The 24,321-nt window shown below is 26.6% G+C and carries 31 protein-coding genes; 17 read left to right on the plus strand and 14 right to left on the minus strand.

All coding sequences use genetic code 11. From position 1 onward, the window contains the following. Position 1 precedes the first annotated feature (1 nt). The 4 genes from ribH to ASKIR_RS04245 form a co-directional block, all read right to left on the minus strand. Positions 2–472 carry a 6,7-dimethyl-8-ribityllumazine synthase gene (ribH, locus tag ASKIR_RS04230; protein ID WP_066160861.1) on the minus strand — a complete coding sequence of 157 codons (471 nt, stop codon included), beginning with the start codon at positions 470–472 and terminating at the stop codon, positions 2–4. 286 nt (positions 473–758) lie between these two features. Next, entirely contained in the window at positions 759–1,178 is a 420-nt protein-coding gene (locus ASKIR_RS04235) for a hypothetical protein (protein WP_066350225.1), read from the minus strand. 73 nt (positions 1,179–1,251) lie between these two features. Then, positions 1,252–2,052 (minus strand): 3-deoxy-8-phosphooctulonate synthase, encoded by an 801-nt coding sequence (gene kdsA / locus ASKIR_RS04240; RefSeq protein ID WP_115588565.1) that lies wholly within the window; start codon positions 2,050–2,052, stop codon positions 1,252–1,254. A gap of 34 nt (positions 2,053–2,086) precedes the next feature. After that, complete coding sequence (locus tag ASKIR_RS04245; protein WP_115588566.1) at positions 2,087–2,965, minus strand: DMT family transporter; 879 nt, start codon at positions 2,963–2,965, stop codon at positions 2,087–2,089. A 95-nt stretch (positions 2,966–3,060) separates the two neighbouring features. Between ASKIR_RS04245 and murA the strand changes: the two genes are divergently transcribed. Beyond that, positions 3,061–4,332, plus strand: a complete 1,272-nt coding sequence (murA, locus tag ASKIR_RS04250; protein ID WP_115588567.1) for a UDP-N-acetylglucosamine 1-carboxyvinyltransferase — start codon at positions 3,061–3,063, stop codon at positions 4,330–4,332. Then, positions 4,329–4,883: an HNH endonuclease gene (locus tag ASKIR_RS04255; protein WP_115588568.1), complete on the plus strand. Its 555-nt coding sequence runs from the start codon at positions 4,329–4,331 to the stop codon at positions 4,881–4,883. Before murA ends, ASKIR_RS04255 begins: the two co-directional genes overlap by 4 nt. On the opposite strand, the gene ASKIR_RS04260 is transcribed toward ASKIR_RS04255, so the two are convergent. The 8 genes from ASKIR_RS04260 to ASKIR_RS04295 all read right to left on the minus strand — a co-directional run bounded on the left by ASKIR_RS04260 (position 4,873) and on the right by ASKIR_RS04295 (position 11,139). Continuing rightward, the gene (locus ASKIR_RS04260) at positions 4,873–5,646 is read right to left on the minus strand and encodes a YihY/virulence factor BrkB family protein (protein ID WP_115588569.1); all 774 of its coding nucleotides are present in this window, start codon (positions 5,644–5,646) and stop codon (positions 4,873–4,875) included. The genes ASKIR_RS04255 and ASKIR_RS04260 overlap by 11 nt on opposite strands. A 1-nt stretch (position 5,647) precedes the next feature. After that, on the minus strand, positions 5,648–7,036 hold the full coding sequence (locus ASKIR_RS04265; protein ID WP_115588570.1) for an FAD-binding oxidoreductase: 1,389 nt from the start codon (positions 7,034–7,036) through the stop codon (positions 5,648–5,650). A gap of 1 nt (position 7,037) precedes the next feature. Then, positions 7,038–7,790 carry a plasminogen-binding N-terminal domain-containing protein gene (locus ASKIR_RS04270; RefSeq protein ID WP_066350221.1) on the minus strand — a complete coding sequence of 251 codons (753 nt, stop codon included), beginning with the start codon at positions 7,788–7,790 and terminating at the stop codon, positions 7,038–7,040. Further along, positions 7,777–8,289: a thioredoxin-dependent thiol peroxidase gene (gene bcp / locus ASKIR_RS04275; RefSeq protein WP_066350220.1), complete on the minus strand. Its 513-nt coding sequence runs from the start codon at positions 8,287–8,289 to the stop codon at positions 7,777–7,779. Before bcp ends, ASKIR_RS04270 begins: the two co-directional genes overlap by 14 nt. A 103-nt stretch (positions 8,290–8,392) precedes the next feature. Beyond that, on the minus strand, positions 8,393–9,100 hold the full coding sequence (gene cmoA / locus ASKIR_RS04280) for a carboxy-S-adenosyl-L-methionine synthase CmoA (RefSeq protein ID WP_066350218.1): 708 nt from the start codon (positions 9,098–9,100) through the stop codon (positions 8,393–8,395). A gap of 13 nt (positions 9,101–9,113) precedes the next feature. Further along, positions 9,114–9,968 carry a bifunctional riboflavin kinase/FAD synthetase gene (locus ASKIR_RS04285; protein WP_066350217.1) on the minus strand — a complete coding sequence of 285 codons (855 nt, stop codon included), beginning with the start codon at positions 9,966–9,968 and terminating at the stop codon, positions 9,114–9,116. Beyond that, positions 9,937–10,656: a 23S rRNA (cytidine-2'-O)-methyltransferase TlyA gene (gene tlyA, locus ASKIR_RS04290; protein ID WP_066350215.1), complete on the minus strand. Its 720-nt coding sequence runs from the start codon at positions 10,654–10,656 to the stop codon at positions 9,937–9,939. Before tlyA ends, ASKIR_RS04285 begins: the two co-directional genes overlap by 32 nt. 15 nt (positions 10,657–10,671) lie before the next feature. Continuing rightward, positions 10,672–11,139: a hypothetical protein gene (locus tag ASKIR_RS04295; protein ID WP_128994506.1), complete on the minus strand. Its 468-nt coding sequence runs from the start codon at positions 11,137–11,139 to the stop codon at positions 10,672–10,674. Between the two features lie 146 nt (positions 11,140–11,285). Here ASKIR_RS04295 and ASKIR_RS04300 point away from each other — a divergent pair, with 146 nt between their 5' ends. The 5 genes from ASKIR_RS04300 (at position 11,286) to ASKIR_RS04320 (ending at position 14,339) form a co-directional block, all read left to right on the plus strand. Further along, on the plus strand, positions 11,286–11,585 hold the full coding sequence (locus ASKIR_RS04300) for a nucleotidyltransferase family protein (protein ID WP_066350213.1): 300 nt from the start codon (positions 11,286–11,288) through the stop codon (positions 11,583–11,585). Further along, the gene (locus ASKIR_RS04305) at positions 11,578–11,931 is read left to right on the plus strand and encodes a HepT-like ribonuclease domain-containing protein (RefSeq protein WP_066350211.1); all 354 of its coding nucleotides are present in this window, start codon (positions 11,578–11,580) and stop codon (positions 11,929–11,931) included. The genes ASKIR_RS04300 and ASKIR_RS04305 overlap by 8 nt, the downstream gene beginning before the upstream one ends. Next, the gene (locus tag ASKIR_RS04310) at positions 11,932–12,504 is read left to right on the plus strand and encodes a YigZ family protein (protein ID WP_066350209.1); all 573 of its coding nucleotides are present in this window, start codon (positions 11,932–11,934) and stop codon (positions 12,502–12,504) included. 74 nt (positions 12,505–12,578) lie between these two features. After that, positions 12,579–13,838, plus strand: a complete 1,260-nt coding sequence (locus tag ASKIR_RS04315; RefSeq protein WP_066350208.1) for a putative Na+/H+ antiporter — start codon at positions 12,579–12,581, stop codon at positions 13,836–13,838. Positions 13,839–13,850: 12 nt separating this feature from the next. Further along, the gene (locus ASKIR_RS04320; RefSeq protein WP_066350207.1) at positions 13,851–14,339 is read left to right on the plus strand and encodes a hypothetical protein; all 489 of its coding nucleotides are present in this window, start codon (positions 13,851–13,853) and stop codon (positions 14,337–14,339) included. Here ASKIR_RS04320 and ASKIR_RS04325 read toward each other — a convergent pair. After that, on the minus strand, positions 14,336–14,602 hold the full coding sequence (locus ASKIR_RS04325; RefSeq protein WP_066350206.1) for a hypothetical protein: 267 nt from the start codon (positions 14,600–14,602) through the stop codon (positions 14,336–14,338). The genes ASKIR_RS04320 and ASKIR_RS04325 overlap by 4 nt on opposite strands. An 83-nt stretch (positions 14,603–14,685) precedes the next feature. On the opposite strand from ASKIR_RS04325, the gene thiI reads away from it, so the two are divergent. Genes thiI through ASKIR_RS04340 form a run of 3 tightly spaced genes read left to right on the plus strand, consistent with a single transcriptional unit; the run spans position 14,686 to position 19,465 of the window. Then, positions 14,686–16,146 carry a tRNA uracil 4-sulfurtransferase ThiI gene (thiI, locus tag ASKIR_RS04330; protein WP_066407809.1) on the plus strand — a complete coding sequence of 487 codons (1,461 nt, stop codon included), beginning with the start codon at positions 14,686–14,688 and terminating at the stop codon, positions 16,144–16,146. 22 nt (positions 16,147–16,168) lie between these two features. Beyond that, on the plus strand, positions 16,169–17,509 hold the full coding sequence (locus ASKIR_RS04335) for a YdgA family protein (RefSeq protein ID WP_115588571.1): 1,341 nt from the start codon (positions 16,169–16,171) through the stop codon (positions 17,507–17,509). 27 nt (positions 17,510–17,536) lie between these two features. Next, a complete protein-coding gene (locus ASKIR_RS04340) occupies positions 17,537–19,465 on the plus strand; it encodes a hypothetical protein (RefSeq protein WP_115588572.1) in 1,929 nt (642 codons plus the stop codon). Between the two features lie 21 nt (positions 19,466–19,486). Here the strand turns inward: ASKIR_RS04340 and ASKIR_RS04345 are convergent, their stop codons facing one another. Continuing rightward, positions 19,487–19,783: a DUF3817 domain-containing protein gene (locus ASKIR_RS04345; protein ID WP_066160908.1), complete on the minus strand. Its 297-nt coding sequence runs from the start codon at positions 19,781–19,783 to the stop codon at positions 19,487–19,489. Between the two features lie 117 nt (positions 19,784–19,900). Here ASKIR_RS04345 and ASKIR_RS04350 point away from each other — a divergent pair, with 117 nt between their 5' ends. The 7 genes from ASKIR_RS04350 to ASKIR_RS04380 all read left to right on the plus strand — a co-directional run bounded on the left by ASKIR_RS04350 (position 19,901) and on the right by ASKIR_RS04380 (position 24,320). Then, on the plus strand, positions 19,901–20,389 hold the full coding sequence (locus ASKIR_RS04350) for an outer membrane beta-barrel protein (RefSeq protein WP_066160911.1): 489 nt from the start codon (positions 19,901–19,903) through the stop codon (positions 20,387–20,389). Positions 20,390–20,457: 68 nt separating this feature from the next. After that, positions 20,458–20,841, plus strand: coding sequence for a CRISPR-associated protein Csx20 (gene csx20, locus ASKIR_RS04355; RefSeq protein ID WP_066350199.1), 384 nt, complete (start codon positions 20,458–20,460; stop codon positions 20,839–20,841). Continuing rightward, the gene (locus ASKIR_RS04360) at positions 20,834–21,256 is read left to right on the plus strand and encodes a hypothetical protein (RefSeq protein ID WP_128994507.1); all 423 of its coding nucleotides are present in this window, start codon (positions 20,834–20,836) and stop codon (positions 21,254–21,256) included. Before csx20 ends, ASKIR_RS04360 begins: the two co-directional genes overlap by 8 nt. Next, positions 21,249–21,614: a hypothetical protein gene (locus ASKIR_RS04365; RefSeq protein WP_115588574.1), complete on the plus strand. Its 366-nt coding sequence runs from the start codon at positions 21,249–21,251 to the stop codon at positions 21,612–21,614. Before ASKIR_RS04360 ends, ASKIR_RS04365 begins: the two co-directional genes overlap by 8 nt. After that, complete coding sequence (gene cas6, locus ASKIR_RS04370; protein ID WP_115588575.1) at positions 21,589–22,386, plus strand: CRISPR system precrRNA processing endoribonuclease RAMP protein Cas6; 798 nt, start codon at positions 21,589–21,591, stop codon at positions 22,384–22,386. Before ASKIR_RS04365 ends, cas6 begins: the two co-directional genes overlap by 26 nt. Further along, positions 22,387–23,808, plus strand: coding sequence for a Cas10/Cmr2 second palm domain-containing protein (locus ASKIR_RS04375; RefSeq protein WP_228254668.1), 1,422 nt, complete (start codon positions 22,387–22,389; stop codon positions 23,806–23,808). It begins immediately after the preceding gene. After that, positions 23,805–24,320, plus strand: a complete 516-nt coding sequence (locus ASKIR_RS04380; protein WP_109065676.1) for an RAMP superfamily CRISPR-associated protein — start codon at positions 23,805–23,807, stop codon at positions 24,318–24,320. The genes ASKIR_RS04375 and ASKIR_RS04380 overlap by 4 nt, the downstream gene beginning before the upstream one ends. Position 24,321 lies beyond the last annotated feature (1 nt).

The raw sequence follows: 24,321 nt of genomic DNA on the forward strand, positions 1-24,321 counted from the left end.
ATTATTTTTCCATTTCGCTATATAAATCTAGCATCTCTATTATTGTAACCATAGCTTCAGCACCTTTGTTTCCAACTTTTGAACCAGCTCGTTCAATTGCTTGCTCAATTGTATCTGTTGTTAAAACACCATTTGATACAGGTTTTCCATATTTTAAAGCAACTGTTGCAATACCTTTTGTAGCTTCTGCACTTATATAATCAAAGTGAGGAGTTGCACCACGAATTACTGCTCCAACACAACAAACTGCATCGTATTTTCCACTTGCAAGTGCTTTTTCAAGAGCAAAAGGAATCTCAAATGCACCTGGAACTAAGATTAAATCCAAGTTTGAAGCAATTCCACCGTGTCTTACGAATGAATCTTTTGCACCTTCAACTAATCTGTCTGTGATTATGTGATTAAATCTTCCATTTATAATAGCAACTTTTTCGTTTCCTCTTAGCCTTAAAGCTCCCTCTATTATTCTCATATTGTTCTCCAAATCTTATTTAAATAGGGTAAATTTTATCTAAATAGTACTTAAAATCTTTTTTTGGTTCTATTTAAATATCAAAATGATAATATTGTGTGTTAATGAAATATAAGAATAGAGCTATAAAAAAGATTATTATATTTGTTTTACTAATTATGAATTTAATTCTTATATAAAGTGATAAATAGAGATGTTTTTATAGTTTGAGAAATAGTTGTAGGTAATTAGGTATTGAAAACTAATCTGAAGTAAAATTATATCGTATAGTGTTATCAAGTTTTACTTAGATACTATTTCTGTGAATTAGGTAGGTTTCATTAGCTAAGCGATATTGTTGTAAAGTGTCGCTTAATATGTTAGAAGATAAACTTTCTTGCTCTTCATCTGAGAGTTCAAAACTAGCATAGGTATAACCTCTTTTATTAAATAGAGCTAAAATTTCATCTGGTAGATAATCAATTTTTAATTTATAATGCTCTTTTAAAATTAGCAAAAAAAGTCTTTTTGCTAATTTTCTTCTAAGATTATTTCTTTTTGTATGTCTTTTTCCTCTTCTATTTACTTGAGATAAAATAAAGCTTTCATCATAAATAATAGTTCCAGATTGAAAATTTTTTAAATTGTTAAAATCGTTTGTAGTACAAGAGAAAAAACCAGTGTTTTTCCCTCCTAAATCAAGGCTAATTATTGAAGTTGTATTCATAGAAAATCCCCTAAAATTTTTAGAAAATATTCTATCAAAATAATTAAAATATAAGCTTATTTGTAAAGAGGCTTTAGTTTCCTAAAGCCTCTTTAATAGCAAAAATCTCATCCATAGTTTTATAAAGTTGATCAATATGAAGCATATTTGGTCCATCACTTTTTGCTGTTTTTGGGTCAATATGTGTTTCAAAGAAAAATCCATCAACTCCAACACTAGCAGCCGCTCTTGCCATATATGGTACAAATGAGCTATTTCCACCAGTTGTACCTCCAGTGCTTGGAATTTGTACACTATGAGTTGCATCGAAAATCACAGGAGCATATTGTCTTAAAAGTAGCAGATTTCTCATATCTACAACCAAAGCACCATATCCAAAAGTGTTTCCTCTCTCACAAAGCCAAACACCAGCTTCTTTGCTACTTTCATAACTTACTTCACTTACTCCTCTTGTATTTAATACTTTTTCTACAGGGTGTTTCATAGCATCTGCTGCCAAAAACTGACCTTTTTTTATATTTATTTTTGCTTTTGTTTTAGCAGCAGCTACAAGCAAATCTGTTTGACGACACAAAAAAGCAGGTATTTGAAGTATATCCATAACCTCTCCAGCAGGAGCTGCTTGATATGATTCGTGAATATCAGTAACCACTTTATATCCAAACTCTTTTTTGATTTTTTCAAATATTTTTAAACCCTCATCAAGTCCTGGACCTCTAAATGAGCTTAGGCTTGTTCTGTTTGCTTTGTCAAAACTAGCTTTAAAATAAAAATCAACTCTTTTATCAAGACTTAGAGGTCTTAATTTTTCTGCTATTTTTAAAACTGTATCCATATCTTCTAAAACACAAGGTCCTGTCATAACTGTTAACATCTATTTTATTTTCCTTTTAATTAAATCTTATTTATTATTTTTTACTTACTAAAAATCCACTAAGAACGATTAATATTATACCTAAAAATACTATAAAAGATGGAAAAGCATCTCCTACAAAAAGCCCCAAAACGATTGAGAAGGCTATATTACTATAAGAAACCGTGCTTACAATTCCAGCTTTAGCAAGAGAGTATGATTTTGTCATATATATTTGTGCATAAGTTGAAAAAATAGCAAGAAAAAATATAAAAATCCAATCTTTTGATTGTGGCATTACAAAAGTTCCAAGCATAAAATCCAATTTTGAGTTTGTATAAAATTCACTTATTATCATAAAAATCAAAGGTAAAATTGTACCAACTGCCATAAAAGATAGAACTATGGCTCTTCCATCATAAAATCTTCTAAGTTCTCGTATTGAAGTATATGCAAGTGCTGCTCCAACACCTGATAAAATTCCTAAATAATCTGTTTTTTCTAAGCTACTTCCATCAAACTCGGCAATAAATAAAATCCCAATAAATCCAATAAATACACCAATCCAACCTTTAAGTCCAATCTGCTCTTTTAGGAAAAAATATGCCAAAAGTGCTGTAAATATTGTAGAAGTTTTAGAAAAAGTCATAGCTTCACCCAAAGGTATATTTGCAATATTATAAAAGAAAAATAGTAGTGCCAAAAACCCAGCAACTCCTCTAAAAATAAGTAACCAAAACTTTCCACCAATCTGTTTTAGTGGAGATTTATAAATTGAATAAAGTATTATAAAAACTCCAAAAACATTTCTAAAAAATACAATCTGTATTGTAGATAGATTATCGCTTAGCTCTTTTGCCATAATTCCCATAAGTGCAAATAAAAAAGAGGCCAAAATCATATATTTTATAGCTTTATTTACATTTTCTTCCAAACTAATATCCTTTTAAAGGCGAAGTATTACAAAATTTGGGTTAAAGCAAGATTTAGATAAAATCTTTGCCATTTTAAACATTATTTAGGAAATTTATGGATTATTTAAAAATTGTTGGAAACAAAAAATTAAGTGGAGATATCTCTATTTCAGGAGCAAAAAATGCTGCTCTTCCTCTAATAGCAGCTACAATTTTGGCAAAAAATGAAACTATCATAGACAATCTTCCAAATGTAGCTGATATAAATACTTTTTTGAAGTTAATAAAAATGCTAGGTGGAAGTTTTACTCAAGATAAAAATAGGGCAGTTATAGATACAAGCACTATTACAAATACAACTGCAACTTATGATATTGTAAAAACTATGAGAGCTTCTATTTTGGTTTTAGGTCCACTATTGGCTAGATTTGGGCATTGTGAAGTTTCACTTCCAGGTGGTTGTGCAATAGGTCAAAGACCCGTTGATTTACACTTAAAAGCTATGGAAGCTATGGGAGCAAAAATTGAAATACTTCAAGGATATATAAAAGCAACTGCACCAAATGGATTAAAAGGTGCAAAAATAGTTTTTGATAAAGTTACAGTTGGTGGAACTGAAAATACAGTTATGGCAGCTGCTTTAGCTTCTGGAGTTACAACTATAATAAACGCAGCAAAAGAGCCAGAGATTGTTCAATTATGTGAAGTAATAGCAAGTGCTGGAGTAAAAATAGATGGAATTGGAACTTCTAAAATTACAATAGAAGGAACAGGCGGAAAACTTCTTGATATAAAACCATTTAGCGTAATTCCTGATAGAATAGAAGCTGGAACTTATATGTGTGTTGCTGCTATTACAAATCAGAAACTAACAATTAAAAATATTTTTCCAGCTCATCTTGAAGCTGTTATTTCAAAGCTTGAAGAGATGAATTTTGAAATAGAGATAAAAGAGAACGAACTTACAATATTTCCAACATCAAAGATAAAACCAGTAAATATTATAACAACAGAGTATCCAGGATTTCCAACAGATATGCAAGCTCAGTTTATGGCACTAGCAACTCAAGCTGAAGGGACTAGCACAATAGATGAGAGACTTTTTGAAAATAGATTTATGCATGTTAGTGAACTACTTAGAATGGGTGCAGATATTCAGTTAAATGGAAATATAGCAACTATTAATGGAAAAAAAGATTCTTTAAGTGGAACAGATGTTATGGCAACAGATTTAAGAGCATCTTCAGCCTTAGTTCTAGCAGCACTTGTTGCTCAAGGAGAGACAAATATTCATAGAATTTATCATCTTGATAGAGGTTATGAAAATCTTGAAGGAAAGCTAAGAGATATAGGTGCAGATATAAAAAGGCTTAAAGAGCCAAAATGATAAAAAAAATAAAATCTCTATTTTCTAAAAGTGATGATTTAGAAAAATATGAGATTTTTGTAAATCTTTTAAAAAACTATTTAGAAAATTACTATCCAAAAATACTATTTGATTTCTCAAATAAAAATAGATTAAAAAAAGAGTTTAATTTAGATCTTCAAAAGAGCTTTTTGATTGAATCTTTAATCAAACAGTTTATTGAGTTTGATTACAAAAAAATAACACAAAATAGTGTAAAAAGAGAACTTACTTGGGAAGGGTATGGTTTAAACTCAACACCTAATAAAAAAGTTCCAAATGATTTTATAAGAAGAAAAGAGTTGGTTTTTTATAGAGATAAATCAACTTGCAATCGTTGTGGAACTGTTATGGAAAGATTAAGTCAAGCATCTTTTTGCTTTGTAAAAGAGATAGAAGATGGTGGTGGTTATAATATTGAAAATATAATTTTACTTTGTAGCAGTTGCAATCAAGTTGTAAACAATTTTAAAGATAATTACAATGAGATGGAGTTGATATTTAGAGATAAACTATATGAATTTATTTCATAAAAGTATTTAATCTATGACACATTTTAACACCATATAAGTATATAATCCAAGAGATATATATCCAAAAAAATGTAAATAATAAAGTAGCAAGTGAACCATAAATAGTTGTGTAAGTTTTATTATAAATTACATAATATACAAATAGATTTTTTGTAATACTTAAAGTTGCTAAAGTTACAAATGATGATATAAAAGCAGCTTTAATAGATACTTTTTTATTTACACTTACTTTAAATAGAGCAAAAAATATAAACCAAGTAAACAAAAATAGTTGAATCTGTTTTAAGAAACTATTGTCATAAAAAGTTAATAAAATATTTAAAGCTACAAAAATAGTTGGAAAAACTAAGAAAAATATTGTGTATATAAAAAATGATTTATATATAGCTCTTCTTTTTGTTTTATGAATTTTATTTACAATATAGTCATAATCTTTGAAAAACATAATATATACAAAAAGCATATAAAATATTCCCAAAAGTCCTAGCTTGTCAGAGTTTGATATATAGTTTTTTAAAGTGGTAATAATTTCACTAGAGTGCGTTGGATTTAAAAAATTGAGTAAAAAATTTGTAAAAATATCTAAATAAGCATGAAACTCTGGAAATTTTGAAATTATTGCAATTGCAAGAGCAATTATTGGAAGTATTGAAAATATGGTAAAAAAACTAAGACTAGCAGCAAAATAAGTGGTATCGTCATTGAAAAATGAATCAATACCATCAATAATCTGTTTTAGAATAGGTTTTTTACTTTTTTTCAAACTATAGTCCCATTTTAAATGGATTTAAAATATTGTTTGGATCAAAAGCTTTTTTGATATTTCTAAATAGATTCATCTCAGCTTCACTAAATGCAATATCCATAAATGGTGCTTTTGATAATCCAATACCGTGTTCACCACTTAAAGTTCCACCCATATCTACAACTAGTTGGAAAATCTCTTCAATAGCTTTGTGACCATCAGCCATCTCTTTTTCATTTGTTTTATCTTTTACCATAACATTTACGTGAATATTTCCATCTCCAGCATGTCCAAAACAAGGAACTTGGAAACCATATTTTTCACCAATTTTATAAATCTCATCTAAAGCCTCTGGAAGCTTACTTCTTGGAACGCTTATATCTTCATTTAATTTTTTTGTTCCATAAACCATAGTTGCTGGACTTGCATTTCGTCTTGCAAACCATAGTTTTTTGCTCTCTTCTTCATTTTGAGCAACTATAAAATCAATTGAGCCATTCTCTTTAAATGACTCTTTTAAAATATTTAGCTGATCTTCTATTTCAGCTTCACTAGAAGCATCTACATCTCCAATTAAAATTCCACCAGCATTTTCTGGCAATGAAATTTGAGGAAACTTTTGCTTTAGTGCTTTTATTACAAGTGAGTCTAAAAACTCCATTGCAACAGGATTTGCACCACTTGCAAGTGATTTAAATACAGCTGTCATAGCACTATTTACACTTGGAAAAACTCCCATGTAAGTTTTTTTGAATTTTGGTTTTGGGATAAGTTTTAAAGTAATTTCAGTAATAACCGCCAAAGTTCCTTCGCTAGCTATTAAAATACCAGCAACATTATAACCAGCAACATCTTTAATAGTTTTTTTACCAGCTACGATAATATCACCATTTGGAAGAACTGCTCTTAAAGCCATCACATAATCTTTTGTAATACCATATTTAGCAGCTCTCATTCCACCTGCATTTTCACTTACATTTCCACCAAGAGTTGAGTACTCCTCACTTGCTGGATCTGGTGGATAAAAAAGTCCTACCTCTTCAACTGTTTTTTGAAACTGCATATTTATAACTCCTGGTTGAACAACTCCAACCATATTTTGCATATCAATTTCAAGTATCTTATTCATATGTCTTTCAAGTGATAGAATAATTCCTCCATTTGAAGGTAATGCACCACCTGTAAATCCACTTCCAGCACCTCTTGGTACAATTACAATTTTGTGTTCATTACAATATTTTAAAATATCACTTACATCTTGTTCATGTCGTGGAAAAACAACAGCATCTGGCTCAAAACGGCTTCTTGTAGCATCGTAGCAAAAAGCTATTAGATGAGCTTTATCAGTTTTGATATTCTCATCTCCTACAATAGAAGCAATAAAATCTAAATGTTTTTTATCTATCATCTTATAATCCTAAAATCTTTTTATAGTGTGAATCATAACTCTCTTTTTCTTTAAACCAATTTTTTATATTGAAGTTTATAAGAGATTCTCTTATATCTTCAACTCTTGTAAAAAATGGAAGTTTTTTCTCTAACTCTTTATTTGTTTCAAAATTTATTTTTTTTAAAATTGAAAATGTTTTACTATCAACTATATATAAACTATTTTCAACTAAGAAAAAAATAGTTCCCAAATTTTGTTCAATTGCAAAATCTTGAATCTCTTTTTTTGTTGGATATAAAGAGTTTTCATACTTTAATTTTGCAGCAAAAATATCAGGGTGTATAAATCTATGACTTGAAAAATCTTTTGTAATTTGATTAAAACTCTCAAAATTTGGAGCAATCAAAAGAGAGTTTTTGTACATAAAGTTTAAAATAAACTCATCGCCTACTTGAGGCTCTTTTTTTGTTGTAGCTATTGCATCTTGTTTTAAATCTTCAAATTTAAAAAATTCAATTACACTAAAATTTTCATCAGAAATCACAACTTTTGCATTAGATACAATAATTTGCAAATCATCACTATATTTGTGAACTACAACTCCAGTTTGACCTAATTTTAAATTTCCAATTGCAATAGTTGAATTTTTTTTGTTAAAAATATCTTTTAAAGTTGTACTTTTTTCTTCAAACTCATTTGCAAATGAGCTTTGAAAAGAGATAATTAAAAAAGCAAATAGAAAATATTTTTTTAAAAAATTATTTAAACTCATTTTGTAACTCTTCTAATTTTTTCTCTACCTCATGCACATGTAAAATCTCTATTTTTTCACCTTTAATGCTTTTTTTGGCTCTTACACTTACTTTATCCCAAATAGCTGCAATTTCTCCTTTTGGATTAATTATAAATGTAGTTCTTACAACTCCCATAAACTCTTTTCCCATAAATTTCTTTAGTTGCCAAACACCATAGTCTTGAGCCATTTTTTTATCTTCATCAGCTAATAAAGTAATTGCTAAATCATACTTTTCTATAAATTTTCTATGTTTTGCACTATCATCTGGGCTTACACCAATAACTGTTGCTTTTAGATTGTCAAATTTATATAAGTTTGCAGTAAAATCACAAGCTTGTGTTGTGCATCCAGGTGTCATATCTTTTGGATAAAAGTATAAAACTATCCAATTTCCAACAATATCTCTTAGACAAATCTCTGTATCATCTTGATTAAAAGCACAAAAAGCTGGTGCTTTGTTGCCTACTTTTAACATATATTCTCCTTTCAAATTGGTTCCCTAATTTGAAAGGGAACCGTTATTATTTAACTTCTTTTAAAAGAAGCAAACTCTAAAGGGCTTTAAGAATAAAGCCTTACTATTTAATTGCTATAAAAGTTGCAAAATTTAACCATCTAAAAAGTGTTTCACAATCTTTAAATCCAGCATCTTTTATCATCTTCTTATTCTCATCTTCAGTATAAGGAATAAGCACATTTTCCAAAGCCTCTCTTTTTTGAGCTATCTCAAATTCACTATATCCTTGATTTTTTTTGAAACTATAATACTCATCAATTAGCTGTTTATTTAAAAAGCTATTTGATGATACTAATTTTTCACTGAAAATAAAAACTCCACCATCTTCTAAACTATCATAAATCTTTTTTACAAGTTTTTCTCTATTTATTGGTCTTATAAATTGTAAAGTGTAGTTTGAAAAAACAACTCTTGCATCTTTTAATTCTACATTAAAAATATCATCATTTATAAGTTTTATATCAACTCCAAAAGCTTTTGCTTTTTTACTTGCATGTTCTAGCATTGCAGTTGAGTTATCTATTCCTATTAAATTAATCCTATATTTACTACTTTTTTTTAATTCAATCAAAGTTGATGCTGTTGAACAGCCCAAATCATAAACATTTGAATCATCTTTTAAAAAATTGTTTGCAAAAGTTATAGATAGTTTTTGCATCTGCTTATAAAATGGAACTGATCTATCAAGCATATCATCAAATACACTTGCTACCTCTTCATCAAACTCAAACTGTTTTGAAATTGTTTTATTAAATACTTTATCAATCATTTGGACATTTTACCTAAATATTAATAAAATAATTTCTTGCAATTAAAATATCATTTAATATAGCATTTTTTAAATCCAAAAAACTATTGAATTTTTGATTATCTCTTATAAAATCAATAAACTTTATTTCAATATTCTCATTTTTTACATCTATATTTTTATCTAAAATATGAGTTTCAACGGCAAAACTATTATCAGTTGTAACTCTATGCCCTAAAAAAGTAATAGAGTTATATTCAATTTTATCAACTATAGTTTTTGTAACATAAACACCACTTTTAGGAAGCAAAAAATCATTTACTTCTATATTAATTGTTGGAACAAACTCATCTTTTCCTAATCCTTGACCTTTTATAACAGTTCCACAAATTTTATACTCTTTTCCTAAAAAATCATTTGCCTCTTTTATTTTTGCCTCTTTTATAAACTCTCTTATGACTCTTGAGTGAACAGAAGAGTTATTTAGCTTTATCTCAGGTACTACAACAACTTCTCCATCAAATAAACTATTTAAATCATCTGCTTTGTAAGCTCTATTTTTACCAAAACCAAAATCAAAACCAACAACAATTTTTTTTAAGTTTTTAAAATCATTTTGAAGCATTTTTATAAATTCAACCCCATCAAGTGCTTTTATATCTTCTAAATCATAATAAAAAATAGGATACTTTGTGTACTCTTGTCTATTTTTTTTGGGTGTTAAATTTGCATATCCTGTTTCTATGCTAATAATAGCACCATTGGGATTTAAGTTTTTAAATAACTCTTGATGAGCAATATGCATACCATCAAATCCACCAATTGCAATTGAATCTATACTGTTTTTGTCTATATTACTATTTACTAAAATAGAAGAACTCTTCTTCATTTCCATCTTTTCCTACAAGCTTACTAATGCTGTTATAATTTAATTTCCAATTCAAAGAAAATGCTTTGCTTAAGAAGTTTTCTTTAGCTTTTAAAATCGCATTTTTATCTTTTACTACACCTTTTTTATCTCTTTTGACACCAGTTCCTACTTCAAATTGTGGTTTAAAAAGTATAATTATATTTTTAAAATCTAAAGAGTTTATTGATTCAATAATCTTTAAAATAGAGATAAAAGATACATCACAAGTTACAATATCAAAGCTAATATCACTTTTAAAATCTCTAATATCGCAGTTTTCAAAAAACTCTATTTTTTTATCTTTTTTAATCTTTTCATGAAGTTGATTAGTTCCAACATCTACACAAACTACTTTTTGAATATCAAATTCTAGTAAAATTTGTGTAAAACCACCTGTGCTACTTCCAATATCAAGAGCTATTTTATCTTTTAAGTTAATCTTACTTTTATTTTTTAGCTCATCTAAAAAATATTTTAGTTTATAAGCAGCTCTACTTACATAAAAATCCTCTTCAAGAAGCTCTATTTTCATCTTTTCATCAACTAAAAATGAGGCTTTTGATACAATTTTGCCATCAATTTTTACTTTATTTGAAAGAATTAGTTCAAGTGCTTTATTTCTACTTTGAATATCAAAGTGTTTGCTTAAGTATAAATCTAATCTCATATATATCTAAATATCTTATTTAGATGCTTTTTTAAATTCATCTACAAGTCTTAGCTCTTCGTCTGTTGTAGGTTTTACAAAAGTTTCATTACCACCACTTTTTTGTAAATTCATTATATTTTGAATAGTTTCATTATCTAAATCTACTTTTTTACCTGTAACTTCATAAATAGCAGTTTGTAAATCTTGTTTTAAAGCTTGAATATACTCTTCAGGGCTAAGAGGTGCTTGTCCTGATTCGGCTCTTTGTTTTTGTAACTCTTCTAAAATCTCTTTAATTCTCTCTAACTCTTCTTTTGTAAATCCAGTTTTAGAAACAAACTCTAAGTCACCTAAAAGTTCACTTCTCTCTTTTTTTTCAGCTTTATCTTTCTCTTGATTTTCTAAAAAAATATCAAATCTATCTTTTTGTTCTTCACTTACTGAACTTTTTGTATTTGGATTTGAATTTAAAATTGAATTTGTATTATTTGAAATTTCCATAAAAAGACCTTTTAATCTAAACATTTAATATAAAATTTTGAAAAATTATAACAATATTACCTTAAAGTAAATAAACTCTAAAAAGTCAAAATTTATACCAAATATTATAAAATCTACAAATAAAATTTTTACAAAAAGAGTTTAGTATGAAAAAAGAAGAGATTTTACATAAATTAAAAGAGATAAAACCACTTTATGAGAAAGAGGGTTTAGAGATTTTAGGACTTTTTGGAAGTTATGCAAAAGATACTCAAAATGAGTTTAGTGATATAGATATTGCATATAGACTTGATTATAATAAATTTTCACAAAAATATGTTGATGGTTTTTCAAAACTTTTAAGAATAGAAGAGATGAAAGATGAACTTAAAAAGATATTTAGAAAAAATATAGATTTTGTTCCAGATAAAAATAAAAAAATTTTACAAGGAATAATCTATGTCTAAAGTAAAGTTTAGATTACAAAAAGTCTTAGAGATAATTTGTGATATAGAGTTTATTATGGATAATAGTAGTCTAAAAATTACTCAAGCAGTAGAAGATAGAGTTTTAAAACCAGCAATAAGAATGAACCTTGTAAGAATAGCTGAACAGTTTTCAAAATTAAAAGATGAAAATGAGTTTAAAATTTTAGACTGTTTTTCAAGTAAAGATTTAAAAGGAATTAGTGCTGTAAGAAACTATATAGCACACGATTACGATAGTACAGATGATAATATAATTGAGGATGTGATTAGACACAACTTACCAGAGTTAAAAAATATTATAGAAGAGTTATTAAAAAAGAACTAAATGAAATTTGTACAAAAAGAGTTTACAGCAACACTAGAAGAGAAAAAATCAAAATTTTTAGCTTTTTTAGTTCCATATAAAGATTTTGATAAAATAATGCAAAGATTAAGAAGTGAGCATCCAAAGGCTGTTCATTTTGTATATGCTTATAGATATTTAAATGAGTTTGAACAAATTGTTGAAAATAGTAGTGATGATGGAGAACCACGAGGAACAAGCGGAAAGCCAACTTTGGCTGTTTTAAGTGGTGCTGGTATTATAAATAGCGCAGCAATAATAGTTCGATATTTTGGCGGAATAAAACTGGGAACTGGTGGATTAGTTCGAGCTTATGGTGGCTCTTTAAATGAAGTTATAAAAATTGCAGAGTTTTTTGAGTATAAAAAAACAAAAAGTTTTACTTTGGAGTGTGAATACTCATATTTATCACAACTTGAGTATATTTTAAAAGAGCAAAATATAGAGATATCTTCAAAAGAGTTTGAAAAAGAGGTTAAAGTAAATATAGATATTTCAGAAAAAGATTTTGAAATTTTAGAAAAAAAACTATCAAGAGATGTTAAAATATTTTGATTTTTTAATTTCGTTTAAAAACTATTAATAAATTTTAAATAAAATCGGTCAAATTTATATTTTAGGAAAGAAATATGCCACCTACTACCTTGCAGATAATTGCTGCAGTTATATTTGCAATTGCAATTATTCATATATTCTCAGTTAAATATTTTGAAAATTTAGCAAATAGAAGCGAAAAACACTCTGGACTTTTCCACCTTTTGGGTGAAATAGAGGTTGTTTTTGGAATTTGGGCTATGATTTTAGTAATTTTTATGTTTGTTTTTCTTGGAAAAGCAGAAACTATGGATTATGTAAATAATAGAAACTTTGTTGAACCAATGTTCGTTTTTGTGATTATGGTTATTGCAGCAACAAGACCAATATTACACACTGTAATAGCAGTTGTTAAGAGATTGTCGAATATTTTGCCAAGAAAAGGTGCAACAGGATTTTACTTTGTAGTTATGTGTATTGTTCCTTTGTTTGGTTCATTTATCACAGAACCTGCTGCTATGACCCTTGCAGCTTTAATTTTAAGTGATAAACTATTTTCTCAAGGTATTTCAAATAAACTAAAATATATGACTTTGGGAGCTTTATTTGTAAATGTTTCAATTGGTGGAACATTAACAAACTTTGCTGCACCACCAATATTGATGGTTGCTCAAACTTGGGATTGGAGTAGCTATTTTATGCTTATAACTTTTGGTTGGAAAGCTGCTATTGCAATATTTTTAAATACTAGTATTATTATGCTATTTTTCTTTAAAGAGTTATCTGCTATAAATATACGAACAACAGTTAGTGATAGAGAAAAAATACCATTTGTTATAGTTTTAATTCACTTTTTATTTTTGGCTTTAGTGGTTTATTTTGGGCATTATCCACCATTTTTTATGAGTCTATTTTTACTATTTTTAGGTGTAACTTATGCCTATCAACAATATCAAGATAGATTGATGCTAAGAGAGGGATTATTGGTTGCATTTTTCCTAGGTGGACTTGTGATTTTAGGCGGTCAACAAGCTTGGTGGCTAAAAGATATAATTCAAAGCTTAACAAATGCTCAAGCATTTTTTGGAGCTATTGGTCTTGGAGCATTTACTGATAATGCAGCAATTACATATTTAGGTTCATTAATTGATGGTTTAAGTGATGAGTTTAAATACTATTTAGTTGCAGGAGCTGTTACAGGTGGTGGTTTAACAGTTATTGCAAATGCACCAAATCCAGCTGGTGTTGCAATATTAAAAAACCATTTTGAAGATGGTGCTGTTGATCCTAGATATCTATTCTTAGGAGCAATTTTCCCTACTATTGTTGCTAGTATTTGTTTTATTATTTTATAAGGAAATGTTTATATGATTTCAGATTTCTCGAAATTTGCAAGAACTAATAAGAGTTTGATAGTTTTTTCAAACTCTTTTGATCATGTTGAAGTTTTTAAAAAATTTTATAATGTTAGAGTAAAGCCAAATGAGTTTGGTTATTTGAAAATAAATGAAGATAAAATCTGTCTTTTACATGAAGATTTAAAGTGTGATTTAATAAATGGAAAAATAGATGAGGCTATTAAGCAAAAACTTCTTGAGATATTTAAAACCGATTCAAGATATATTGTAACTTCAACAAAGTTTATAATATTTCCTAAAAAGTTTGGATTTAAAAGAGTTGCTAATAGAATTTTTAGAGATTTTATTATTCAAGGTGCTGGAGAGATCTTATTTGAGATTAGTGACGGTAAAGTTATTGTTAAATGTTTTGGAGAGGCAAAACCTTTAAATGTAAAATCAAGAGCAATTGATTCACTGATTATTCAAGATGAGTTAGAAGCTGAGTTTTGTGATTAAAACTCATCTTCATCATCAGCTTGACTATCAAAGCAGTAAATACACTCTTCATCAAAAAAAGAGTATTCATCATAAGTATAAAATCTCTCACAACTATCACACTTAAAACAGTCATACTCTTTTGCTAAAACTTGCTCAAGTTCTTCCGCATCAAGATTGAATTTTAGTGCATAATCGTCAAAGATTTTATAAACATTTTTATTCCTATCATTCTTAAGCTCTTTGGCTAAATCTGCAAGATTATCAATATCTTCTATCTTCATATTCTTTACCTTATTCTAATGTGAAACCTGTATTATCTCAAAAAATGGTATAATTAAACCTTAAAAATTTATGGGTAGAGATTATGGAAGAACAAAATATAAAAACACAAAAATTTATTATCAAATATTTTACAGAAATTATGATAAAAGGCGATACTGCAAAAAGGCATATGATTCAACAACTTTATGTAAATTTACAAAGTATTTCAAGTCATATTAGTAAAGATATAAAAATTAAAAAATTTTTTGACAAAATAGAGCTAGAGACACCAATTGAGTTTAGTGAAGAGTTAAAACAAAAACTTTTAAATACATCTGGAATACAGCAAGTTTTAGAAGCAATTACTATTGAAAATATGAATAGTTTAGATGATATAAAAGTTGAAGTAAACAAGCATATGGCAAATACAATTACAGATAAAACTTTTGTTGTAAGAGCAAAAAGAGTTGGTCAACAAAATTTTAAATCTATGCATATAGAGCAGACAGTTGGTGGATATATGTTGGCAAACAATCAAACAAAAGGTGTTAAGCTAAAAGATGCTGATGTTACAATAAAGCTTGAGTTAGAGCATAATAAACTTCATATAATTACTAAAAAGTATGAAGGAATGGGTGGTTTTCCAATAGGAACTCAAGGTGAAATTTTGAGTTTAATGTCAGGAGGATTTGATTCAACAGTTGCTTCATATTTATCAATAAAAAGAGGAGTAAAAACTCACTATATATTTTTTAATCTTGGTGGAGTTGCTCATGAAATTGGAGTTAAACAAGTTGCTTGGTATTTATGGAATAATTATGCAAGTTCTCATAGTGTAAATTTTATTACAATACCATTTGAAGATGTTGTTGGACAAATTTTTAAAGATATAAGCCCTTCATATATGGGAGTTATGTTAAAAAGGCTTATGGTTCAAGCTGCACAAGAAGTTGCAAAAAGTTTAAAAATAGATGCTTTATTAACAGGAGAGAGTGTTGCTCAAGTATCTAGTCAAACTTTAAGAAATCTAAGTTTAATTGATGATGTTAGTGATATTTTGATTTTAAGACCACTTGCATTTATGTCAAAGCCTGATATTATAGAACTTGCAACAAAAATTGGTACAAAAAAGTTTGCTGAAGCTATGCCTGAGTATTGTGGTGTAATATCAAAACACCCTGTAACATCTGGAAGTTTTGAAAGAGTTAAAAAAGAGTCACAAAATTTTGATTATACTGTTTTAGATGAAGCTATTAAAAATGCAAAAGTTAAAAGAATATTTGAAGTTTTAGATGATGTTTGTGATATTGGTACTTTAGAAGTTGTAAATAGTGTTGAAAAAAATGATATTGTAATAGATATAAGACAAGATGATAATAGTATAAAACTTGATTGTGAAGTTTTAAAAATACCATTTTATAGATTGAAAAATGAGTTTAAAAATTTGGATAAAAACAGAAACTATCTTTTATATTGTGATAAAGGTGTTTTAAGTCAACTTCATGGACAATATTTAAAAGATGAAGCAGGATATACAAATATAAAAGTATATCGACCAAATTAAATTAAAAAAAGGTATAAGATTAATGAAAAAAATAGTGTTAATATTGATTGTTGTTTTGGCTGTTTTGGCTACTTTCTCTTTTATAGTTAAAAGTAGTGTAAATAGTGAGATTAAATCTAAAGTAGAAGAGATAAGAGCTAGTGGTTTTGATGTAAGTTATAATGAGAGATTCTCTATTTTTAGTATAAAAGCAGATGGAGAAGTAAAGATTACTAATCCAAAAGAGGCTTTAAATTATATTGTTTTATTACAAGAGTATGAAGAGCAACGAGAGAATTTACAAAGAGTTTTTGAATCATTTGATGAATATTTAATGTCACAGATTTTTGAAGGTATGGTTTATGAGTATGATTTAAACTTTTATTTATTGACTTCAGATCTTGATTTAAATATATATTTAACAAAATTATCAACTATATTAATGCAAGAGTTAGATAAATCAAGACAAAAGCAGAAAGTTCAACTATTTATAGATATGTTAAAAAATAGAGATATTCATATCAATCTTGATGAGGATTTAAACTATAAACTTAAAGATATAAATCTTTCAAATGAAGATTTTGAATTTATTCTAAAAGGTGTAAATGGCTCAAAAAGTGATATGAATATTGATTTATTTGAATTGACAACAACAAAAGCTGGTGTGAATATAAGATTAGAAAATATTGAAAGCAACTATAAAGAGAGTAGTAAAGATGAGATGATATCTGATTTTAGTATAGAAAAAATCAATTTTTTTGCAGATAAATTTGATTTTAAAATAGATAAATTAAAAATCTCTTCTTTTTCAAAAGTTTTGCAAAACTTATTAAATAATAAAACTAATATCTCATTTGATAAATTTTATTTAAATAAAATAGACTATTACGAAGATGAGTTAAAAACAGAGCTTAACAATATAGATTTAAATTTTGATTTACAAAATTTCCCTTTTCAAGAGTATAAAGATTTTTTAAATGCCTATGCAACAATGAATATTGATATGCAAAGATTTTTTGAAAAAGCTCAAATACTTTTAGAAGCTATATCTGATTCAAAAAGTAATATTAAACTAAAGGCAGATTCAAAAGATTTTATCTTTCAAAATTTACCTATATTTAAAGAGTTAAAAATAGATGGAGATATTATTGTTAGTGAAAATTTAAATAATATGAATTTTTCAAATGCAAATGATATTTTTGAAAAACTATATTTTGAAATCAAAGTTGATAAAGAGTCTGTTAAAGAAGCTATTATTGATGGAAGAGTTAATAGACGAAATGAAATAGTTATTATAGAAACAGAGGATAAAAAATATAATCTATTTAAAATTGAGTTAAAAGAGGATGGTATTTTTGTTAATGATAGTTTTAAAATAAGATAAAAAAATTATAGATAAAAGGAGATATATATGAAAAAATTATCAATTTATGTTGCTTTGATTTTTTTAGCTGTTGTTTTACTATTTTTTATAGTTAGAAACTCTATTGAAAATAGAGTAGATGCAAAAGTAAAAGAGTTGAATCAAAATGGTTTTTTTGTAAATATAAACAAAAATATTGGTTTTTTAAGTTTTGAAGCAAAAGGAAAAATTGAGATAGCTTATCCATATAAAGCTATGGTTTATACTATAAATCAAATGAGTGATGGAGAACTTAAGAAGCAGTTTCAAGACTATTTAGAGCTATTGCCAAAAGATGAGATTGATGTTTTTGTTGAGGGTTTAACTTTTGATTATGATATTGTTTCAAACGGTTTTGGTACAAAATATGATTTAAATCTATATCTAACTAAACTTCCAATTAGATATATGCAACATCAAAACTATTTTGGATTAGTAAATGCTCTTCCAACAAATATGATGCAGATGCTAAATAATAAAGAGATTAGAATAAATATAGACCAAGATGGAAATTTCAAACTTGATGATTTGACGCTTACACTAAAAAATAGTGGTCTTTTAAATATTAGAGGTGTAAATGGAGATAAAAAAACTCTAAATATACCTCTATTTAAAGTTGAAAAAGCATATTATGGTGGATATATTGATGAGAGATTAATTATTGAAAATATGAATTTCTCATATTTTGAAAATAAAAAAAGTAGTAAAATAGACTCTAAAATATTTATAGAAAATTTTACTCACAAAAGATATGAAACTATTTTAGAGTTTAAAAATTTAAAACTTGACTCTTATTCAAAATATCTCAATGATGATTTACAAATAAAATCTGATTTATCTTTTGATACTTTAAGTAAAAAGAGATATAACTTTGATTTTACAAAAGTTTTAAACAACTATTTTGAGTTAAAAGATTCATCTTTTGTTGTAAAATTTGAAAATTTACCATATAAAGAGTATCTTGATTTTTCAGCTTCAACTTTAACAATTGATTATAATAAAGCTTTAGAGAAACAAGATGAGTTTTTTGATCTTCTTTCTCAATCTGATTTTATGATAAGTTTAGAGGGAAATTCAAATGATTTATCATTTATGAATGATAAATATTATGAAACATTAAAATTTGATGCGAAAATAAAGCCAACAAATTTTACAAATTTTTCAACTTTAAATGATATTTTCTCTATATTTAAAGTTGATTTAGAAATTGATAGTAAATCTGCACAAAAATTTTCTCAAGCTATTTTTAAAGATTTTATACAAGAAGATATAGTTTTTGAAGATACAAATCAAGATAATATCAAGAAATTGGCTATTGAGTTGAAAGAGGATGGACTTTATATAAATGGTAATTTAGTAATTAAAGCAGATAAGTTAATAGTAAAAAATAGCTATAACTCAAATAATCAATATAATAGTTTAGGTCATCAGGACTATTTATATAATACAAGTTCAAAACTTTATCACACTTATGAACTTATCTCTCCTAATTTGTTAAGAGTAAATTTCAAATATAAAACATCTTTAAAAAATGATTTAAAAAATGGTGGAATAACTGTATCATTTCCACAAATTTTAGATAGCTCAAGAGTAAAAGCGATTAACTCAAAAACATTTAAAGATATAAAAACATATCAAGCTGGTGATGATATTTTAGGAACTACTTTAAATACAAAAGATATAAAAGCACAATATCTTCAAATAGATGCTTTTGATGATAAATGGAGCAATATAGATGAAGAGAAAGAGTTTAGTGTGGATTTTGATATTAGTGGTTTAACTTTCAGTACTTTAGAGATAAATTTAAGAGCTTATTCAAACTCAAAAGATTTAAAAAGTGAGTTGGTACCAACAAAAACAGAGAGTTTTACAAAAGATCAACAAAACTACTATATAAAAATTGCTGATATTTATATTTATGATTTAATCACAAAATAGAATAAAGAATTGAGTTTAAACTCAATTCTTTTTTAAGTTTTTTATATCTTTTTCTATCAAAATAAATAAAAATGGAATTAGTGAATATATAAAAAGTTTTATACTAAAAAATAGCTTCCATCTTTTTTCAATCATAACTCTATATAAAGCCAAACAAAAAAGAATAAAAAATATTCCATGTAGCATTCCAAACACTTTTACAGCCATAGGTTCTGCAAAAAAATATTTTAAAGGCATTGCAAAAAAGACTAAAATAAGATATGAAATCCCTTCGATTATTGATATAGCTCTAAATTGAGCAAGTTTTGTTCTAAACATTTTAACCCTTAAAAAAAATTTGAGGCTTATTATATAAAACTAAACTATATAAGAACTTAGAGATTTTTTAGTTATTTTTAAATATAGTACATCAAACTAAAAAATCTTAGGGAAAAAATGAAACTATTTTTTAAACTATCACTTATTACAATCTTTTTAACTACTTTTTTAAAAGCTGACAAAGTAAACTCTTTTTATATTGGAACTTCAAATGCTAAAATCTTTAATGAAACTTATACAGAACTAGGGCTTGGTTTTGGTACAAGTGGATATTTTGATTCAATTATTTTTGGTTTATATTATAATTTGAACTATGGAAATATAAGAGTTGAAAATAAAAGTAAAGAGGTATCAACATTTTCTACAGATTTAAAACTAGGTTATGCTTTTTTAAATAGAGATTTCTCTATTTATGCTCTAGGAGCTGCTGCTTTCCAAAGTATTGGAAATATTGATGGTGCTGGTTTTGGATATGGTGGTGGAGCTGAGTATAAAATAGCAAAGAATTTTGCATTAAATTTTGAGTATAAAAAGTATGATATGGTTTCTAATAAAGAAGATTATGATTATGAAAAATCAAATTTGTATTTGAAAATTATTTTTTAAATAATAAAAAACGACAATTTCTGTCAAAAAATCAGTATAGAATTAATTAAATTTATTAAGGATTATTTATGAATAAAATGTTTTTGCTATTTTCTCATACTTTAACAAAAAATCAAAAGGATGATGCCATGAAAAGTTTTGGCATAGAAGAGTTTATATATCTTCCAAAAGAGTTACAAGAGCTTTTTAGTAATGTACCTAATGATTTAAAAAAGTTGAGTGAATATTTAACTCCAATAAAACTTTTTTTAAAACAGTACTCAAAAGAAGGAGATTTTGTTTTGATTCAAGGAGATTTTGGTGCAACTTATATTTTAGTAAATTTTGCAAAAAGTTTGAAACTAAAAGCAGTATATTCAACTACAAAAAGAGTTACACAAGAGTTTGAAGAAGATGGAAAGATTATAAAAAAATCAATATTTGAGCATGAAAGGTTTAGAGATTATGAATAAAAATTGTATAAAAGAGCTTTTAAATAAGGAGTATTTTGTGTATATAGTTTTTAAATTTTTAACTATTACAACAATAGTACTTGCTATATATTTTTTATTAAATATAGAGTCTATAGGAAATTTATATTTTGTTATATCTTTATTTGTAGTTAATATCTTTTTGACTATTACTACAAGTAGATTAAAAACTCCAAAATTAGCAAAGTGCTTGTATAAAACTCCTATTTATATAAACATTTTTGTTGGTTTATTTATCTATCTTGGACTTGGACTTTTTGTAATATCAGCATCAACAGGTTTTGTGCATATAAATATTGTTTATTTTAGTGTAGCTTTGTTTATTTTTGGAGTTTCTATATATTTTTATATTTGCAAGAGAAATAAAATTTTTGAAAAAAAGGATAGTGATGTTTGATTATATATTTAAACTAATTACAGATGCTACAGTTTGGTTTACTTTTTTTACTATGTTATTAATGATTTTTAATACATATAGATTAATAAAAAGAATGAATAAAATAGATATCTATTTTAATGATATAAAACTACCAATTCCAATATTAAGAAAAGAGTGTACAAGAGGTGAAATTCAAGGTGTTTTGGGAGTTTTTACAAAAGATATGCAAAGATATAATATTGAATTTATGGGAACTATAGAGTATTTAAATAGACTTACAGATGTTCAAAATAATAAATCAAATAAATTGGTAATAAACATAAGCGAAAAAGAGTTGGAGCAGTTTAAAGATGAACTATACAAAACTAACAATTAAGATAAACAGCACTGACAAACCACCATACTTTATGGGCTCTCAGCTTCGTGGAGCTTTTGGTTATGCTTTGAAAAATATAGAAAAAAATGTTGAAAACTCTTTGTACAGTAAATTTTTTGAAAAGAAAAATGAGATACATCAATATAGATTTGATATAAGATTGGGTTTACAATTTTATGAATTTTCATTCTATCTTTTTGATGACTCTTGTGATGAAATTTTTATAGTAATAAGTGCTTTTTATGAGATGCTTACAAATATTGGTTTGGGAAAAGAGAATAAAATCTATAAAGATTTTGAGATATATTTAAATGATAATATTATTTATCAAAATGGAAATTTAAAAGAGATTACAGACTATATAAAAACTTTTAATCAAGCTAAAAAGTATAAAGATGAGATAATTCTAACTTTAGTAACTCCACTTCGTATAAAAAAAGATGGAAAATTTGTAATAGATGATAATTTGGAGTTTGAGTCAATTTTAAAATCAATATATCGAAGAAGTTTAGCTATAAAAAATAGTGAATTTGAGAAAATACCATTTAAACCAAGATATAAAATTAAATCAAAGGATATATATTTTAATGATTTAAAAAGATTTAGTAATTTACAAAATAGTAGTATGAATTTAGGAGGTCTTATGGGAGAATTTTGGATAAGTAATTTAGATGAAAAAAGTTATCAACTTTTGAAGCTTGGAGAGCTAATTGGAGTTGGAAAACAGACAGTTTTTGGGCTTGGAAAAATAACTATAAAAGGAGTGAAATAGATGAGTGAATATTTGTATGGGGCAAGTTTACAAGGTCTTCAAGAGTTTATATTTAAAACAAATAAACTAAAAGAGATAATTGGTGCTAGTGAAATAATAAAAAATTTTGATAAATTAGAATTAAAAAAAGAGTTTGATTTAAAAGAGGATGCAACTATAATTCTTCAAGCAGCTGGAAATTTAAGAGTAATATTTAAAAATAAAGAAGATTTAGAAAAAGTTGTGCTAAAACTTCCACAATATATGATGCTAAAAGCTTATGGAGTTACAATTTCACAAGCTGTTGTAGAGTATAAAAACTATAAAGATTCTTCACAAGAACTAGAAAAGCTTTTAAAGATTCAAAGAAATAAAAGTAATATATCTTTAGATACTCACTTTAATATAATACAACAAAATCCACGAACAGCTCTACCTTTGATAGATAGTGAAAATGATAAAGCAACAGCTCAAAAAATAGTAGAGTTCAAAAAATTTGCAAAAGAGATAAAAAAAGATGACAAAGATAGTATTTTTGATATATCTTATTTATCAAATAAAAAAAATAAAATAGCAATTATTCATATAGATGGAAATGGTTTGGGAAATATTGTAAAAGATTTAACAGAAGCAGATATTAAAATGTTTTCAAAAAAACTTGATGATGCTACAAATGAAGCTTTTAAAGAGTGTGTAGAAAAAGTTTTTAAAAGTGAAGATAGTAAGCTTAAAAAAAGAGATGTAATTCTAGGTGGAGATGATGTAACTTTGATTTGTGATGCAAATCAAGCTTTGGATTTCACAAAATATTTTTTAGAGCTTTTTGAAGAGAAAACAAAAAATATATATACAAATAAAGAGAAAAATATAAGTTATGATTTAACAGCTTGTGCTGGAGTTGTATTTTGTAATGAAAAATATCCATTTCACTATGCGGTTAAACTAGCAGAAGATTTATGCTCTTTTACCAAAAAAGATTCTAAAAAATATGCGAAAGAAAAAAAATTAAATCTTGCACCATCTTCACTTATGTTTCACAATATTCAAAGTTCAAATGTAGAGAGTTTTTCAAAGTTTATAGAAGATGAACTTACAATAAACGGTATTAGATGTGATTTTGGACCATACTACTTAAAAGAGATAGAAAACAAAATCTCTATAAAAAAATTTCAAGCTTTAGTAGATGATTTCAAAAAAGAGAACTCACCAATAGCTAAGCTAAGAGATTGGCTTACAACACTAAGTCATGATAAAAATTTAGCAAAGCTTCAACTAGAAAGAATCAATCAAATAAGTAAAGATAAATGGGATAGTAAAAATTTATATGAAGGTACTTCACTAAAAAATCTAATAGTAAAAAAAGATGGTTTAGATAAAACTCCAGTTTATGATGTACTACAAATACTATCTGTAACAGATGAAAAAGAAGGAGATATAAAATGAGATATAAAATCACTTTTTTAGATTATTGGCACTTAAGTAGTGGGCTTAGTTCTGGTGCAAAAGCTGACTCAACAGTTTTAAAAGATAAAGATGGTTTACCATATTTTAGTGGTAAGACAATCAAAGGTTTAACAAGAGAGATGGCTGAATTAACTATGGACGAGAAGTTTATAAATATCTGTTTTGGAAATGAAGGAAATAGTGCTGGAGCTTGTTATTTTAGTGATGTAATTCTTGACGATAGCACAAGAAAGATTATTGTAGATAAATCTTTACAATCAAATTTATATACTGAACTTGCTTCTACAAAAATAGATGAAAATGGTATTGCAAAAACAGGAAGCTTAAGAGAGATAGAGGTTGTAATTCCTATTACACTTTATGGAACAATAGAGAATATCCCAAAAGAATATCAAACAAGTATGATTAATGCATTAAAAAGTATAAAAAGAGCTGGACTAAACAGAAACAGAGGTTTAGGAAGATGTAAAATAGAGATTGTAGGAGAATAAA

This window comes from Aliarcobacter skirrowii CCUG 10374 (assembly GCF_003544835.1).
GTDB classification, from domain to species: domain Bacteria; phylum Campylobacterota; class Campylobacteria; order Campylobacterales; family Arcobacteraceae; genus Aliarcobacter; species Aliarcobacter skirrowii.